Origin of the sequence: Bacillus sp. ILBB4 (assembly GCF_035064545.1) — a bacterium.
Taxonomy (GTDB): domain Bacteria; phylum Bacillota; class Bacilli; order Bacillales; family Bacillaceae_H; genus Priestia.
The window spans coordinates 1-14,006 of the sequence record NZ_JAIQVD010000002.1; the positions used below are offsets into that span (position 1 = coordinate 1).

Genomic DNA, 14,006 nt, shown 5'->3' on the forward strand with positions numbered 1-14,006 from the left:
CGTTTACATACTCTCCCCATAGTGTCCCTATTTCAGAAGATGTGAGTTTTAACTTATTCTTATCCACATTATCACCTATTAGATAATATTAACTATTTTAGTAATAAATAAGAATTTTCCCTTAATAAAAAGGGGGTTTTAGCATATCATTTCCGATAATTTTGATTATGTAAAATAAAAAACCAACTAGAAATCTATTCAGTTCTAATTGGGTTTTTATTTTATAAGCAATCTTCAAATGAGATGAAATATTAAATTTCATTATGAAACTTACCTTAATGATTAACTAGCCATTTTTAGACCAATCACTCCTATTAAAATAAAACAAAGAGATATAAGTTGATAAATCCCTAATTTTTCTTTAAACCAAAAGATGCCTGTTAAAGTAATTCCTACACTTCCAACACCTGTCCATACTCCATAAGCGACTCCAGCAGGAAGTATGCGCATAGCATTAGATAAACAATAAAAAGAAAAAGCAAAACCAATGACCATAACGAACAATGGCCCCTTCTTTTTAAGACCATCCATATACTTCATTGCAACTGTAGCAATAACTTCTTCAATACCAGCTAATATTAATAATGCCCAGGCCATCATTGTTCACCCCTGCTCTCGTGTTCGTTAGTAAATGTTTTCATTCCGACAATTCCTGTTAGTAAAATTAATAAAAAGATAATTTGTGTAATAGAGAAAGGCTCACCTAAGTAGACCCCAATAAGATAAGTTCCTGCCGTTCCGATGCCTACAAATACAGTATAGGCTGCAGCAACTGGGATCTTTTTATATGAATAAATTAGTAGAATAAAGCTTACTAAAATTAAAATAAAGGTGATAATCCATTCTAAAAGGGTATCGGCATACTTAAGACCTGAAGCCCACAAAACTTCTAAAATCCCAGCAATGACGACCAATAACCATTTCATTTTACTCACTCCTTAAAAATGACTGACTGTCATTCATTATATTCTAACTTCAAGAAACTGTCAAAAGGAAAGTGATTACACCATTTCACCGTTCTTCAGTAGTTTGAATGATAATTAAAATTTAAAATAAATTAAAAACGTCAAGATAAAAAAGAACCCTTGTCACAAGGGTTCTTTTTTATGGTTGGTTCCTAGAGATCACATTATGGTAACTAGAATTGAACGCCTTATATATTTAAAATAAACGTATCTAAGCATTTTGAAAGGAGTTATTTATTTAATGAATCTTCCTAATGGAGTAACGGGTTTTTATAGTTCAATAGATAATAAACCGAATGAAATAGATGAGAACCATTTTAAAAGTATATGCTTCGATTTGATCAGAAGAAATCAAGGGAAGATATTAAAGATTTATGAGGCAAATTTAACAAGTAATTTTTCAAAGGTAAAAGTAAATGTTTTTAATCGAGAGATATATGTGTTACTCAATGCATATTATCCTTTTCTCGCTCTTGCTTCTACTGTTGAATTTCAACATATTAATTTTATTGATGATCCTGTGTTATCAAAGGGTTTTATGCCATTCTATAAAGTTCTAAGTAAAGAAGAACTTAATGAACCTTTAGATATAAGAAACAGCAAAGGAAAAGTAAGCTTAGAAAATAAGAATAACCTGAACAGCAGTGAGTTAGAACAAATCTTTTATTGGAAACCAAATACTGTTGGAGAAGTTATGTTCAACTTTTGGGATTGATCTTATGAAATAAGCTTCTTTTACTACAAAATTATTTCCGATAATCCGTTTTATGTTAACTAAAAATATATAGTATTTACATTTTAAGAAGAAAAAAGCAACTGTCCTATATCAGTGGCTTTTTTTGCAATGAATGCATGTCGTCAACTCGAAAACAGAATGAAAATTTCCAAATAGACACTTCCCAGCGTCCCAAATAGTTTGCTCAAGACATTGAATTTTATAAATAAAATTATACTTCTAGGAGAAGTTAAGGAGAAAAACAAATGTTTATAAAATAAGTTTTAAGACTAGAGCTTTTAAATTATATATAGTACTATTGGTGTTTCTGAAAAAACTCATGATAAAGTGAGGAAGTAGAAAGTGGGGTCGAAATATCTATGCACTTCCCTCTTAAGGAACCAGTTCTTATATTTGGTTTTGCTGTATTAATTTTTTTATTGTTCCCTATACTCATGGGGAAATTAAGAATACCTGCTATTATTGGTCCCATTATTGCAGGTATTATCGTTGGACCAAATGGGCTAGAAATATTAGAACGAGATTCGACTATTCAATTGCTTGGAACAGTTGGATTGCTGTTTATCATGTTCATAGCAGGGCTTGAGTTGGATCTTGATGGTTTCAAAAAATACCGAAATCGCAGCATTTTGTTTGGAATGCTCTCGTTTTTAATTCCATTAGTTCTTGGAGTGCTCATAGGGTTATGGCTTCATCTCAGCATGCTTTCAGCCATTCTATTCGGTAGTATTTTCTCTACCCATACCCTTTTAGGATATCCTGCCATTAGCCGGCTAGGCGTGGCGAAAAACCAAGCTGTTACCACAGCAGTTGGCGGTACATTATTAACCGATAGCTTGGCATTACTTTTTCTTGCCGTCATAACAGGGGCGTCTGAAGGTCATTTAACAGTTGGATTTTTTGTATACTTGATTGTTGCAACGGCTCTTTTTGCGGTAGTTGTTCTATTCTTAACTCCTTACCTGACAAAGTGGTTCTTTAAACGTTCTAATAATGAAGGAACAACAGAATTTAATTTTGTTCTAGCCATTTTATTTGTTGCAGGAGCAATCTCTTTATTTGTTGGATTAGAACCAATTATCGGCGCATTCTTGGCTGGCCTGGCTTTAAATCGGTACATTTATGACCATGGTCCGTTAATGAATCGAATTCGTTTTACGGCAAATGCCTTATTTATTCCATTTTTCTTGTTATCTGTAGGTATGTTGATGGATCTTGGCGTTCTTATATCCAGTCCCAAAACATTGTTAACCATCGCATTAATTACCATTGTAGCAATTGGAAGCAAACTACTTGCCAGTTGGGTTACCAGTAAAGTGTATGGTTATTCCAAGACTGAACGTAACGTTATATTTGGTCTTTCCACTACTCATGCAGCAGCAACACTAGCCATCACACTTGTTGGATATGAATTTGGATTATTTGACCAACAGATCATCAATGCTGTAATTATTGTTATATTAGTTACGTGTATTCTTGGCCCTTACTTGTGTGAAAAATATGGAAGAAAACTAGCTGTTGCACAAGATAAAGAATCACTGGATGATACACTTCCAGAACGTATATTAATAACCATTACGAATTCAGACACAATAGAATCTTTACTTGATTTAGGATTTGTTCTTAAGAAGGCGAAAAAGACAGAAGAACCGATTTATCCCCTAACAGTTATTCAAAAGGATTTAAAGCAAGCGGATCTTGAAGTAGCACAAGCTGAAAGAATGCTTGGACACGCTCTCACGTATGCATCAGGAGCAGATGTTCCCGTTAGGTTATTGACACGCGTAGATCATAATATTGGATGGGGTATTGAACGTGCTGCTACAGAAGAACGAATCACAACAATTATCGTAGGATGGGATGGTTTAGTGAAAGAAAGCCAAAAGGTCTTTGGTAGAGTTATTGATAATTTCCTTGAACATACCTATCAACGCTCACTCATTACAACAATTAAGCATCCGTTGAATACGATGGAACGAGTGATTCTTATTCTGCCAAATAATATCGTACACAAGCCAGGATTTGAAGATTCAATTGCAATTATTAAAGGTATTGTATCCCAACTCAATGCGACAATTCAAGGTCTTGTCATTCGTGATGACTTAGAAGCTTATAGAAAAGCTTCGGAACAGGTACACCCTAATGTCGAAGTCGAGTTCCAATCCATTGATTGCTGGAATTCCGTTTACAAAAATGGTTTGAATGATATTAAGTCAACTGATCTTGTGATTTTATTAAGTGCTAGAAAAGGTACTGTGGCATGGCACCCGGAATTAGAAACATTACCTAAAAAGCTAGCTTCGATGAATCTTGAAAACTTCATCGTGTTCTACCCAACAGAAATGAAGGAAACAGATATTCGAGGCTCACGTGGTACAGAAATTCCCAAAGAATTACTTCTTAAAAGTGATTATGAAAGCTAATGATGTTTTATATGCCACAGTGTGGTCTAATATATCATTAAAAAAATTTAATTGGCTAAAAAATAAAACCCTTGTCACATCTATATTTGTGGCGAGGGTTTTATTTGCATCACATGTAATCTTACACCTTTTAATTAATAAAAAAGTTCATTGATTTGCAATAGGTTGTTACGACATACGAGTCTTTATTTAGCAAATAGATAAAGACTTATTAATTTTATATTCCTTTTGGTTATCTAAAATCGGTTTTATGTTAACTAAAGTTGTAGATGATATTCACTTCAAAAGTAAAAAAACTCTCTATTTCCGTAGAGAGTTTTTTTACTACAAGAATTATCTATCATATAGGTTGACGTGTTGGAGCATCTTGGACAATTTGTTCAAGAATCAAATTTGTAATCCTCTCTAATAAGATCTGTATTTTTAAATGGAGAATCAACAACAAGCATTATTTACAGGTAGCTTTTCATTTGGCCCAACGCTATCCTCACCCTTATGAACCTCACTATCAGATTTCGTGTAAAAGAATTCCCATTCATTCCCGTCAGGATCTGTTACCCAAAACTTATCTTGTACAGCATAGCAGCAAGTTGTATCCATTTCTTGACGGGCAAAGAAGTCTTCTTTTTCTAATCGTGATTTATGGGAATGGATTTCTTGGGGAGTTTCTACTTGGAAGCCGAAATGATTCACTTGATTACCCTTTACTTCGTCCTGTACATTTAAAGTGAAATTTAATCTTGGCTCATCTAATAAGAATTTAGCATAATCTACTTTCGTTTTCACAGGATGAACGCCAAATACCTTTTGATAAAACTCAATGGACGCCTCTAGATTTGTTACATTAATTCCTACGTGAACATATTTCATTTACACTTCCTCCTTTGTATGATAAACAATATTATTTTGAATGTATTAAATTACGAGCATGAGCCGCTTTTCCTTGTATCTTTTCTAAACAAGCAGCAAAGCTCCTCAGATAACAGGTGATTCACCTCTTTATCATTTAAATCATAATAACTCCATGTCCCTTTTGTTTCTTTTGTGATGAGGTTTGCTTCTAATAAAATCTTTAAATGGTAAGAAAGTTTAGATTGAGACATCCCAAAGAATTCAGTTAGATCACATACGCATGTCTGTCCTCGCTGACAGAGCTCATACATAATTTCTAATCTCTTTTGATCAGCAAGAGCTTTAAATTTTTGTTCGTACTGTTTAAATGGGTGCTTTTCTTCATTAACTTTTTCCATTGTCATTCCCCTTCATCAATTTTTTTTGATTTAAAGTTCAAAGCTTTCGGCAGCTTTTTTAAAGTTACTATATGTAGTTTCCCCTCTTAGCATAGGATCTTGATGAAAAAAACGCTGAAAGATTAGGTTTCGTGCTTCCTTATGGTTCATCCCTTGAGTGTTCATAACTAAATGAAAATAGGCTCGAAAGTACGTAACTGATAAGTTTCCAGAGTTGTTGACTCTCATCGCTTTTATCCTCACTTTTATAAATCAATTTTTTTTGATGTATTCATCATATCTGGAAAATTTAGATAAATCAAGGTATTCATCAACTTTTTTTGATTAATATTTAAAATGTATATTTTCGTTGAATATATAATAAAATACTTATATAATTATATTTAAAAATAAGGAGGCGAGTCATAATGGATGTAAAAGCGCAGGTAGAAGTGGAAAAAGCAGTACAGATACTGAAGCTGCTTGGAGATAAGACGAGATTGTCAATGATGAAGCTGCTCCAAAATAACGAGTGCTGTGTTTGTGAGCTAGTTGAAATTTATAAAGCAAGTCAACCGGCTATTAGCCAACACTTACGTAAATTAAGAGATATCGAACTTGTAAAGGAAAGACGAAAAGGACATTGGATCTTCTATTCATTAAATAAAGAAAACAGCTATTATCAATTTGTCCTTAATGTACTTGAATCTTTACCAAGCGAAGATGAACGATTAAAAGAACTAGAAAAGCAAGGATTACGTATTAGTTGTTGCTAATAATAGGAGGTCTGTAAAGTGGTATCAGTTATAGTAGCCTCCCTCATCTTCTTAGGGACATTGATTTTTGTCATTTGGCAGCCGAAGAATTTGTCTATTGGCTGGTCAGCATGCGGAGGCGCATTATTAGCTCTTTTAGCGGGTGTGGTTGATTTCCATGACGTGCTAAATGTAACTCAAATTGTATGGAATGCAACATTAACGTTTATTGCAGTTATTATTATTTCCTTAATTTTAGATGAAATTGGATTTTTTGAGTGGGCAGCTTTACATATGGCACGAGCTGCAGGAGGAAATGGTGTTCGCATGTTTGTGTATGTATCCCTACTTGGAGCTGTAGTAGCCGCATTATTCGCAAATGATGGAGCAGCCTTAATTCTAACACCTATTGTACTTGCCATGGTACGAGCACTAAAATTTGAAGATAAAATGGTCTTTCCTTTTATTATCGCCAGTGGATTCATTGCAGATACAACATCGTTACCTCTTGTAGTAAGTAACTTGGTCAACATTGTATCAGCTGATTTCTTTGGTATTCGCTTTTCTGAATTTGCATCACGTATGATTGTGCCAGATCTGTTCTCACTTTTGGCAAGTATTGTTGTCTTATATTTGTACTTTCGTAAAAGCATTCCTAAGAAATACAACTTAGATGACTTACAGAAACCGGTTGAGGCTATTAAAGATGAAAAAATGTTCCGTTTATCAGGAATCGTTTTATTCATTTTAGTTCTTGGTTACTTTATTGGTGAGTTTTTCGATGTTCCCGTTTCAATTATTGCAGGAATTATTGCAATTTTATTCTTAGGAATAGCGAGAAAGAGTCCCGCTGTTCACACTAAAAAAGTGTTAGCAGGAGCTCCATGGGCAATTGTTTTCTTTTCCATTGGTATGTATGTGGTTGTCTACGGATTACGTAATGTAGGGCTAACTGAAGTATTAGCAAGCCTTATTCAAACAGCGGCTGACCATGGATTGTTTGCAGCAACTATTGGCATGGGATTCATTGCAGCCATTCTTTCATCGATTATGAACAACATGCCAACCGTGATGATTGATGCTTTGGCCATTGATGCAACTTCTGCAACAGGTACAATTAAAGAAGCCTTGATTTATGCAAATGTCATTGGTTCGGACTTAGGACCAAAAATTACACCTATTGGCTCTCTAGCCACTCTCTTATGGCTCCACGTTCTTTCGACAAAAGGAGTTAAGATTTCTTGGGGAACCTATTTTAAAACAGGTATCATCTTAACCATCCCAACATTGTTTATTACGCTTGTTGGTTTATATATTTGGTTATCAATTATTTCTTAACACATTATAAAGGAGATTTTACACATGTCTAAAAAAATACTTTATTTCTTATGTACAGGTAACTCTTGCCGTAGCCAAATGGCTGAAGGATGGGCAAAAAAATATCTAAATAACGATGAATGGGATGTACGCAGTGCAGGATTAGAAGCTCATGGATTAAATCCCAATGCTGTAAAAGCAATGAAAGAAGCTGGTGTTGATATTTCAAATCAAACATCTGATGTCATTGATCCTGAAATTTTAAATAATGCAGATTTGGTCGTTACATTATGTGGCCATGCAGCAGATCACTGCCCAGTAACGCCTCCCCATGTGAAGCGTGAACACTGGGGATTTGATGACCCAGCAAAAGCTGAAGGAACAGAAGAAGAAAAATGGGCGTTTTTCCAGCGTGTACGTGATGAAATCGCTGAACGTATTCAGCGATTTGCTGAAACAGGTAAATAATTAATCAAGAAGCAGTCTATTTGTGTAGACTGCTTTATTTCTTCCTGAAATCTGTTTTATAGTAGACTGGGAATATGAGGAATACGTTATTAGTCTAACCAGATTTGTAGATTCATATACATACAAATTCAAAAATGCAGATTGTAATCGATTCTACTTCTATAAAAAGCGTCACTTATTGTTACTTATTTAATTTAACTTATATAAAAATAAAAGTATAAACTTACTTTTTATAAATATAAGATATTCTTTTAGCTAGTTTGTAGAAAAACTTTCGCCTTTACAATTAGATGCGTTTATTGTATGATTACAAAACAGGAACATCTGTTCGTTGCTAAGGGTTTAGAGATGAATGAAGGAACACCAGAACAAACTAAGACAGTTAAACACAAAATTTTCTCGCACGGAGCAAAAACATTTGAGCCAACTCTTATTATTTATCGAAATACCTTGGCGTTTATTGTAAACGTAATAACAATCGGAGGTTTCAAATTATGAATGATAAAAAAGCAGCACTAGATATGGCTCTAAAACAAATTGAAAAACAATTCGGTACAGGATCAATTATTAAAATGGGAGAAGGCACACATACAAAAGTTGAGGCATCTAGCTCAGGCTCATTAGCTTTAGATATAGCTCTTGGAATTAATGGTTATCCCAAGGGAAGAATTATGGAAGTTTACGGGCCCGAAAGTTCAGGTAAAACAACCGTTTCCTTACACGCAATTGCAGAAGTACAAAAAAATGGAGGTCGAGCTGCCTTTATTGATGCTGAACACGCACTTGATCCGGTTTATGCAAGAAAACTAGGTGTAGATATTGATGAGTTACTGTTATCTCAACCTGATACTGGTGAACAGGCACTTGAAATTGCTGAAGCATTAGTTAGAAGTGGTGCTGTAGATATTATTGTTGTTGACTCAGTAGCAGCATTAGTTCCACAAAAAGAAATTGAAGGAGAAATGGGAGATTCTCACGTAGGTTTACAAGCTCGTTTGATGTCTCAAGCTCTTCGTAAACTATCTGGAGCAATCAATAAGTCTAAAACCATTGCCATCTTCATCAACCAAATCAGGGAGAAAGTAGGCGTTATGTTTGGAAATCCGGAAACAACGCCAGGTGGAAGAGCACTAAAATTCTATTCTTCCGTTCGTCTGGAGGTTCGCCGCGCTGAACAACTTAAACTCGGAAATGACATAGTTGGTAATAAAACAAGAATTAAAGTAGTCAAAAATAAAATGGCACCTCCTTTCCGCATTGCTGAAGTAGATATTATGTATGGAGAAGGTATCTCAAAAGAAGGAGAAATCTTAGATATCGGCTCTGAAGTAGACATTGTTCAAAAGTCTGGATCTTGGTTTTCATATAATGAGGAGCGTTTAGGACAGGGACGAGAAAACGCTAAGATTTTCTTAAAAGAAAACCCTGAAATTAGAGAAGAAATTAGAAAAAGAATTATTGATTTCAAATATAGTGATAATGTTAATAACGATAACGATAGCGAAAAAGAAAACCAATAAAAGCATAAAACACCTTTCCCACGGCTTGAACTGCCCCCCCATTATTAGATAAAAAAACTCTAATGATTGGGGGGTTTTTATGTCAAGACTATTGATTTGTACCTAAATAAACACTACTCATATAGAGAAACAGCATGAATCTTCTTGCAATCCATTGGTATATTTACAACGAACGCACCTTTCTCTTTGTTTCAATGAAATAAAAAGTATAATCAGCAGATAGTGAAGTGAATAATTTTTCGGCCTCAAATAGAATCCCAGCGAGTAACTAAATAAAGAATATCTTCTAAAAAGAAATTCTTATTAAAAAAGCCTAGGTGATATGATAGTAGAACTTTCTATTTCTGCCCCCTTCCATATCCATCGATTCGCTTTATCTCTACTTTTATTTAGGTACACATTATGATTAAGTTGATTATATTTATTTGAGTAATGAAGATTGGCCAGAAGCAAATTAGATTTTACTGAAACCATAACATTATTGTTGATAGTGTTATGAGTTGCATGATATTGCATCAGTAATTGGCCACCATCCATGTTCATCGTATCATTTCCATATAAAATATTATGTTCAATAAGAGTATTTATCGTCCCTCCACGTTTTTTATCATAGCCCCCAATTGAAATTCCTGTAAAACGATTCTTATAAATCATATTCCGTATAACTTGAACATTGCTAGTTTGTTTACCATAGTGTTCACTTGCGATTTCTATTCCTAGATCGTTATGACTTGAAACGTTACGCTCGATAATAACATCTTTTCCTCCGTCTACGTAGATTCCACCAGCGGAGTATTCATATTTGTAAGCAGGGTTTGAATAACTGCTGACGTTGTAAATATGGTTTTCACTAATGAGTCCTTCACGGGCTCGGTCATATTTCTCAATAGGAGCTACTTTTTCAAAGCCAATTACGTCAATCCCAATATTATCAACGTTTCGAATTGTATTGGCATTGACGATAAAATCTTTAACATTCCCATTTAGAGTCAGCGCTTCACTAAAACCTAAGGTCAAGTTTTCAAGTAGGTTTCGCGATATTTTAATGTTTTCTAATGAACGCGGCGCTTTGGATCCATAAAAAGCTATTCCATGAGCGTTTCCATTTTTATGTGCAGTCTTAATATCGAAAATATGATTATTAATAATTCGAAGGTTCTTTCCACTTCCTTCTACTAAAATACCACATGGTGTATTTTGTTCCTTAGAAGTAGAAAAATGACCTATATTCAAACCTTGAATTGTTATGTAGCTCTTATTTTTTATGCTAACTAGCCCTCCATCTGTAGAACGGCTTTTTATTTTTTCTCCACTAATAAGGGGCTTTTCACTTTTATAGTTCCTGAAGATAATAGGCTCTTGTTTAGTACCTGAACGGCTAATAATTAATTGTTCATAGTAGATACCGCCTCTGATGTAAACGGTAGTTCCGGGCTGAGCTACTTCACTTGCCTTTCTTAATGTTCTAAAAGGTTTGCTTTTAGTACCTAGGTTTCTGTCATCCCCTGTAGGAGAAACATAAATTTCATGATGTATTATAGGAGCTGCTGAAGGTTGATTAGCTGCCTCAACCCTTTGGTTTATACAGCATAGTAAAATAAGAAGAATACTAACTGCTTTTTTCATAAGATCCTCCTTAAAGTTAATGAATTTCACTTGCAAGATTTTTAAATTATACTATGGTTCTTTTAATAAGGATGGAAATAATCGCACTATGTCTTATTATTTTTTAAAACTACAACAATTTTTACATTTAAAACAGAAAGTGCTAAAGTAATGCTAGAATGTGGAGGTTTGAGAAATGAATAAGGAACTTAAGTTACGTCCTTTGGAAAGAGAAGATTTAAAATTTGTGCATGAACTCAATAATGATGCAAACATTATGTCTTATTGGTTTGAAGAGCCTTATGAAGCTTTTGTAGAGCTACAGGACTTATATGATAAACATATTCACGATCAAGGTGAGCGTCGTTTCATACTTGAAAAGGACGGGGATATGCTTGGGTTAGTGGAATTAGTCGAAATTGATTATATTCATCGTAGAGCAGAGTTTCAAATTATCATTGACCCTACGCATCAAGGTCATGGTTACGCCATGGTTGCCACAAACCTAGCAATGAATTATGCCTTTTCGGTATTGAATATGCATAAACTTTACTTAATTGTAGACAAGGAAAATGAAAAAGCAATTCATATCTATAAGAAGGTTGGTTTTTCTATTGAAGGCGAGTTAAAAGATGAATTTTTTGTTGATGGAAGCTATCATAACGCTATAAGAATGTGTATGTTTCAAAAAGAATATTTACAAACCAAAAATAAAAACTAAAGTTGAACTAGTATAAGAGTCCTGGTCACTAAAAAAAGAAGAAAGAATGAAATTAGGCTTCTGCTATAGGGGTGAAAAATCCTGGAGGAGAAATGTGCAAACCATTTAAATATGATAACATTGTAAATTATAGAAATCATAAGGATGGTATTATGAGTACATTTAGTCCAACAGGATTGCTATTATTCTTAATAATTATTGGTTTAATAGGATTCCTAGCTTTTAAAGTTGTTAAAAGGTTAAAAAAGAAATAAGTAACAAGAAGGACCTGCTATCAAAACAGTAGGTTTTTTTAATAAGAAGATACATAATACCAGTTTTTATGTACTTTTTTTATTTGTTTAAAATCCCCGTTAAAATCGCTTTTTGAAGGTTTATTATCGTTTGGGTTATATACAAATCCCGAAAAATTGTCTATCATCCCACGGTATGTAAAGAAAAGAATTGATTTAGCCTTTCCTTTTGTTTCTACTACGATGTCGCCCCCACCTTTAGACAATTGAGTATACTCTTTAGATAATTGAATAAGTGATGGACTATTAGGTACATTAGGTTTAATAACACCATTTTCTATTTTAGTTGCAACCTCTTCTCTCTTATCTTGATGGATTCTAAAGTTGAGATCTAAGTTGATTTGATTGAATGGAAAGAAAAACCATAATAAGATAGTAATGAGCTGAATAAAAAACGGCTGCCACTTTCTATTTTTTAAAAGATGAATCAATGTCAATATAGTCATTATGATAAAGAAAGCATATACAAATAACCAAATAGGTAACATTAAAAATTCTGTTATAATATCAATCAGATCCCACTGGAACAATGACACTAAAATAACTAACAAACTACTAATTAACGATAAAAGCAACAATCGATTACGTTTCACACATTTTCCTCTTCCTAAAATAATTCTTTTTTAACCTTAATTATATATTAAAATCCTTATAAAGACGTATATATAATTCATACATAATCTGTTAACATAATCACTCTTTCAGAAAACATCATAAAAAAGAACCCTTGATGAAGGACGGGGGACTGCCAAGGGCCCTTTTTCCGGAGTATGCAGCTTTTTATACATTGTTGACTGATCAACGTTTTCTCAGTAGGTGGATGAGAACCTAATGTATAAGAAGTGCACCTTTTATACATATGTTAATTTTAAAAAATATAGTATTTCCAGGTGAAATTGCCTCTTTTTTTAGTAAACTTTCATAAGATATTCTGATAACACTCAAAATTGAGATGATGATCTATTAACGGATTAATCTGTTAATAGATCAGAAAGCAACCTCACTTTAATACCTGTGAATGAGATTGCTTTCTTTTTTCACGTATTTACTTTTTATTTGCTGTTAGTACATTTTGGAACAAAATACAATTAGAATGCTTTCAGAACTTGGGCATTTGCAACCGATTTTTTTTCTGTTTTTAAGCTGGATATGATATACAAATTTCTATTCTGCATGCTTATAAACATCCGGTCTCAGGCTTTCAAATATTGGGATGTATTTTTGTTGTTCTGTAACTTTCTGTATATGGATTTCCGCAGTTATAATCTCTTCTTGATCTCCCCCCTCTTCTACAATGTTTCCATTTGGATCAATGATCATTGAATGCCCCGCGTATGTGTTGCCAACATGATTTTTATTATTTACATTTCCTACACTGTTACATGCAATGACATAAACACAATTTTCTATAGCTCTTGCCCTCAATAGTGTTCTCCAATGGTTTATATTTCTGGTAGTCCATTGTGCAACGTAGAATATGACTTTTGCACCTTGAGACGTTGGGTAGCGTGTGATTTCTGGAAAACGTAAATCGTAGCATATAATTTGGCTGGCTTTTATATTGTTAATCTCAAAGACATCTGGGACTTCATCTCCCCCTGTTAAATAATGATGTTCATCCAACATCGGCACGAGATGTATCTTATCTTTTTGATAGAGCAGCTTACCCGTTTTTGATACAGCAAAGGCTGTATTATAAATATTTTCATTTCTTTTATTTGAAACTGAACCTGCAATGATATTCACTTGATGGTTGATTGCTAAACGTTGAATAAAGGGAAAAGCTCTCTTTAAATCAATATCTGCTTTTTCTGCTACATTTTTTAAATCATAACCCGTATTCCACATTTCAGGTATCACAACAATCTCAGTATCTATATGAAGCTTTTCTTCAAATAAGGACTCAATGCGGTTTTCGTTTTGCTTAACTTCTCCTTCTATAATCTCCGTTTGAAATAATTGTATTTTCATATT

General features: G+C 33.8%; 15 protein-coding genes. 8 read left to right on the forward strand and 7 right to left on the reverse strand.

The annotated features are described in order from the left end of the window. Positions 1-282: 282 nt before the first annotated feature. Complete coding sequence (locus tag LAV82_RS06250) at positions 283-597, reverse strand: DMT family transporter (protein ID WP_211080221.1); 315 nt, start codon at positions 595-597, stop codon at positions 283-285. Beyond that, positions 597-926 carry a DMT family transporter gene (locus tag LAV82_RS06255; protein WP_029324439.1) on the reverse strand — a complete coding sequence of 110 codons (330 nt, stop codon included), beginning with the start codon at positions 924-926 and terminating at the stop codon, positions 597-599. The genes LAV82_RS06250 and LAV82_RS06255 overlap by 1 nt, the downstream gene beginning before the upstream one ends. Before the next feature lie 280 nt (positions 927-1,206). Here LAV82_RS06255 and LAV82_RS06260 point away from each other — a divergent pair, with 280 nt between their 5' ends. Together LAV82_RS06260 and LAV82_RS06265 are read left to right on the forward strand one after the other, a co-directional pair. Continuing rightward, positions 1,207-1,680 (forward strand): hypothetical protein, encoded by a 474-nt coding sequence (locus LAV82_RS06260; RefSeq protein ID WP_211080224.1) that lies wholly within the window; start codon positions 1,207-1,209, stop codon positions 1,678-1,680. A 380-nt stretch (positions 1,681-2,060) separates the two neighbouring features. Then, positions 2,061-4,124, forward strand: a complete 2,064-nt coding sequence (locus LAV82_RS06265; protein ID WP_499715740.1) for a cation:proton antiporter domain-containing protein — start codon at positions 2,061-2,063, stop codon at positions 4,122-4,124. Between the two features lie 435 nt (positions 4,125-4,559). Here LAV82_RS06265 and LAV82_RS06270 read toward each other — a convergent pair whose 3' ends face one another. After that, positions 4,560-4,994, reverse strand: coding sequence for an ArsI/CadI family heavy metal resistance metalloenzyme (locus LAV82_RS06270; protein WP_211080223.1), 435 nt, complete (start codon positions 4,992-4,994; stop codon positions 4,560-4,562). A 50-nt stretch (positions 4,995-5,044) separates the two neighbouring features. After that, positions 5,045-5,374, reverse strand: a complete 330-nt coding sequence (locus LAV82_RS06275) for an ArsR/SmtB family transcription factor (protein ID WP_078081692.1) — start codon at positions 5,372-5,374, stop codon at positions 5,045-5,047. 407 nt (positions 5,375-5,781) lie between these two features. Here LAV82_RS06275 and LAV82_RS06280 point away from each other — a divergent pair, with 407 nt between their 5' ends. The 5 genes from LAV82_RS06280 to recA all read left to right on the forward strand — a co-directional run bounded on the left by LAV82_RS06280 (position 5,782) and on the right by recA (position 9,413). Continuing rightward, positions 5,782-6,129, forward strand: coding sequence for an ArsR/SmtB family transcription factor (locus tag LAV82_RS06280; RefSeq protein WP_057274736.1), 348 nt, complete (start codon positions 5,782-5,784; stop codon positions 6,127-6,129). An 18-nt stretch (positions 6,130-6,147) separates the two neighbouring features. Further along, the gene (locus LAV82_RS06285) at positions 6,148-7,446 is read left to right on the forward strand and encodes an arsenic transporter (RefSeq protein WP_499715741.1); all 1,299 of its coding nucleotides are present in this window, start codon (positions 6,148-6,150) and stop codon (positions 7,444-7,446) included. Between the two features lie 24 nt (positions 7,447-7,470). Then, positions 7,471-7,893, forward strand: a complete 423-nt coding sequence (gene arsC / locus LAV82_RS06290; protein ID WP_499715742.1) for an arsenate reductase (thioredoxin) — start codon at positions 7,471-7,473, stop codon at positions 7,891-7,893. Between the two features lie 303 nt (positions 7,894-8,196). Next, entirely contained in the window at positions 8,197-8,391 is a 195-nt protein-coding gene (locus LAV82_RS06295) for a hypothetical protein (RefSeq protein ID WP_211079867.1), read from the forward strand. Next, positions 8,388-9,413: a recombinase RecA gene (gene recA / locus LAV82_RS06300; protein ID WP_013056446.1), complete on the forward strand. Its 1,026-nt coding sequence runs from the start codon at positions 8,388-8,390 to the stop codon at positions 9,411-9,413. Before LAV82_RS06295 ends, recA begins: the two co-directional genes overlap by 4 nt. A gap of 303 nt (positions 9,414-9,716) precedes the next feature. Here recA and LAV82_RS06305 read toward each other — a convergent pair whose 3' ends face one another. Further along, on the reverse strand, positions 9,717-11,039 hold the full coding sequence (locus LAV82_RS06305; protein ID WP_499715743.1) for a right-handed parallel beta-helix repeat-containing protein: 1,323 nt from the start codon (positions 11,037-11,039) through the stop codon (positions 9,717-9,719). A gap of 175 nt (positions 11,040-11,214) precedes the next feature. Between LAV82_RS06305 and speG the strand changes: the two genes are divergently transcribed. Further along, on the forward strand, positions 11,215-11,739 hold the full coding sequence (gene speG, locus LAV82_RS06310) for a spermidine N1-acetyltransferase (protein ID WP_098278190.1): 525 nt from the start codon (positions 11,215-11,217) through the stop codon (positions 11,737-11,739). A gap of 292 nt (positions 11,740-12,031) precedes the next feature. Here speG and LAV82_RS06315 read toward each other — a convergent pair whose 3' ends face one another. Then, positions 12,032-12,625, reverse strand: a complete 594-nt coding sequence (locus tag LAV82_RS06315) for a hypothetical protein (protein ID WP_211079864.1) — start codon at positions 12,623-12,625, stop codon at positions 12,032-12,034. A gap of 571 nt (positions 12,626-13,196) precedes the next feature. Continuing rightward, complete coding sequence (locus LAV82_RS06320; RefSeq protein WP_098278192.1) at positions 13,197-14,003, reverse strand: carbon-nitrogen family hydrolase; 807 nt, start codon at positions 14,001-14,003, stop codon at positions 13,197-13,199. Positions 14,004-14,006: the final 3 nt, after the last annotated feature.

Excerpts from the sequence above, each read along its gene's own strand:
- LAV82_RS06250 (WP_211080221.1), bottom strand. The coding sequence starts at position 597 with ATGGCCTGGGCATTATTAATATTAGCTGGTATTGAAGAAGTTATTGCT.
- LAV82_RS06255 (WP_029324439.1), bottom strand. The coding sequence starts at position 926 with ATGAAATGGTTATTGGTCGTCATTGCTGGGATTTTAGAAGTTTTGTGG.
- LAV82_RS06260 (WP_211080224.1), top strand. The coding sequence starts at position 1,207 with ATGAATCTTCCTAATGGAGTAACGGGTTTTTATAGTTCAATAGATAAT.
- LAV82_RS06265 (WP_499715740.1), top strand. The coding sequence starts at position 2,061 with ATGCACTTCCCTCTTAAGGAACCAGTTCTTATATTTGGTTTTGCTGTA.
- LAV82_RS06270 (WP_211080223.1), bottom strand. The coding sequence starts at position 4,994 with ATGAAATATGTTCACGTAGGAATTAATGTAACAAATCTAGAGGCGTCC.
- LAV82_RS06275 (WP_078081692.1), bottom strand. The coding sequence starts at position 5,374 with ATGGAAAAAGTTAATGAAGAAAAGCACCCATTTAAACAGTACGAACAA.
- LAV82_RS06280 (WP_057274736.1), top strand. The coding sequence starts at position 5,782 with ATGGATGTAAAAGCGCAGGTAGAAGTGGAAAAAGCAGTACAGATACTG.
- arsC (WP_499715742.1), top strand. The coding sequence starts at position 7,471 with ATGTCTAAAAAAATACTTTATTTCTTATGTACAGGTAACTCTTGCCGT.
- LAV82_RS06295 (WP_211079867.1), top strand. The coding sequence starts at position 8,197 with ATGATTACAAAACAGGAACATCTGTTCGTTGCTAAGGGTTTAGAGATG.
- recA (WP_013056446.1), top strand. The coding sequence starts at position 8,388 with ATGAATGATAAAAAAGCAGCACTAGATATGGCTCTAAAACAAATTGAA.
- LAV82_RS06305 (WP_499715743.1), bottom strand. The coding sequence starts at position 11,039 with ATGAAAAAAGCAGTTAGTATTCTTCTTATTTTACTATGCTGTATAAAC.
- speG (WP_098278190.1), top strand. The coding sequence starts at position 11,215 with ATGAATAAGGAACTTAAGTTACGTCCTTTGGAAAGAGAAGATTTAAAA.
- LAV82_RS06320 (WP_098278192.1), bottom strand. The coding sequence starts at position 14,003 with ATGAAAATACAATTATTTCAAACGGAGATTATAGAAGGAGAAGTTAAG.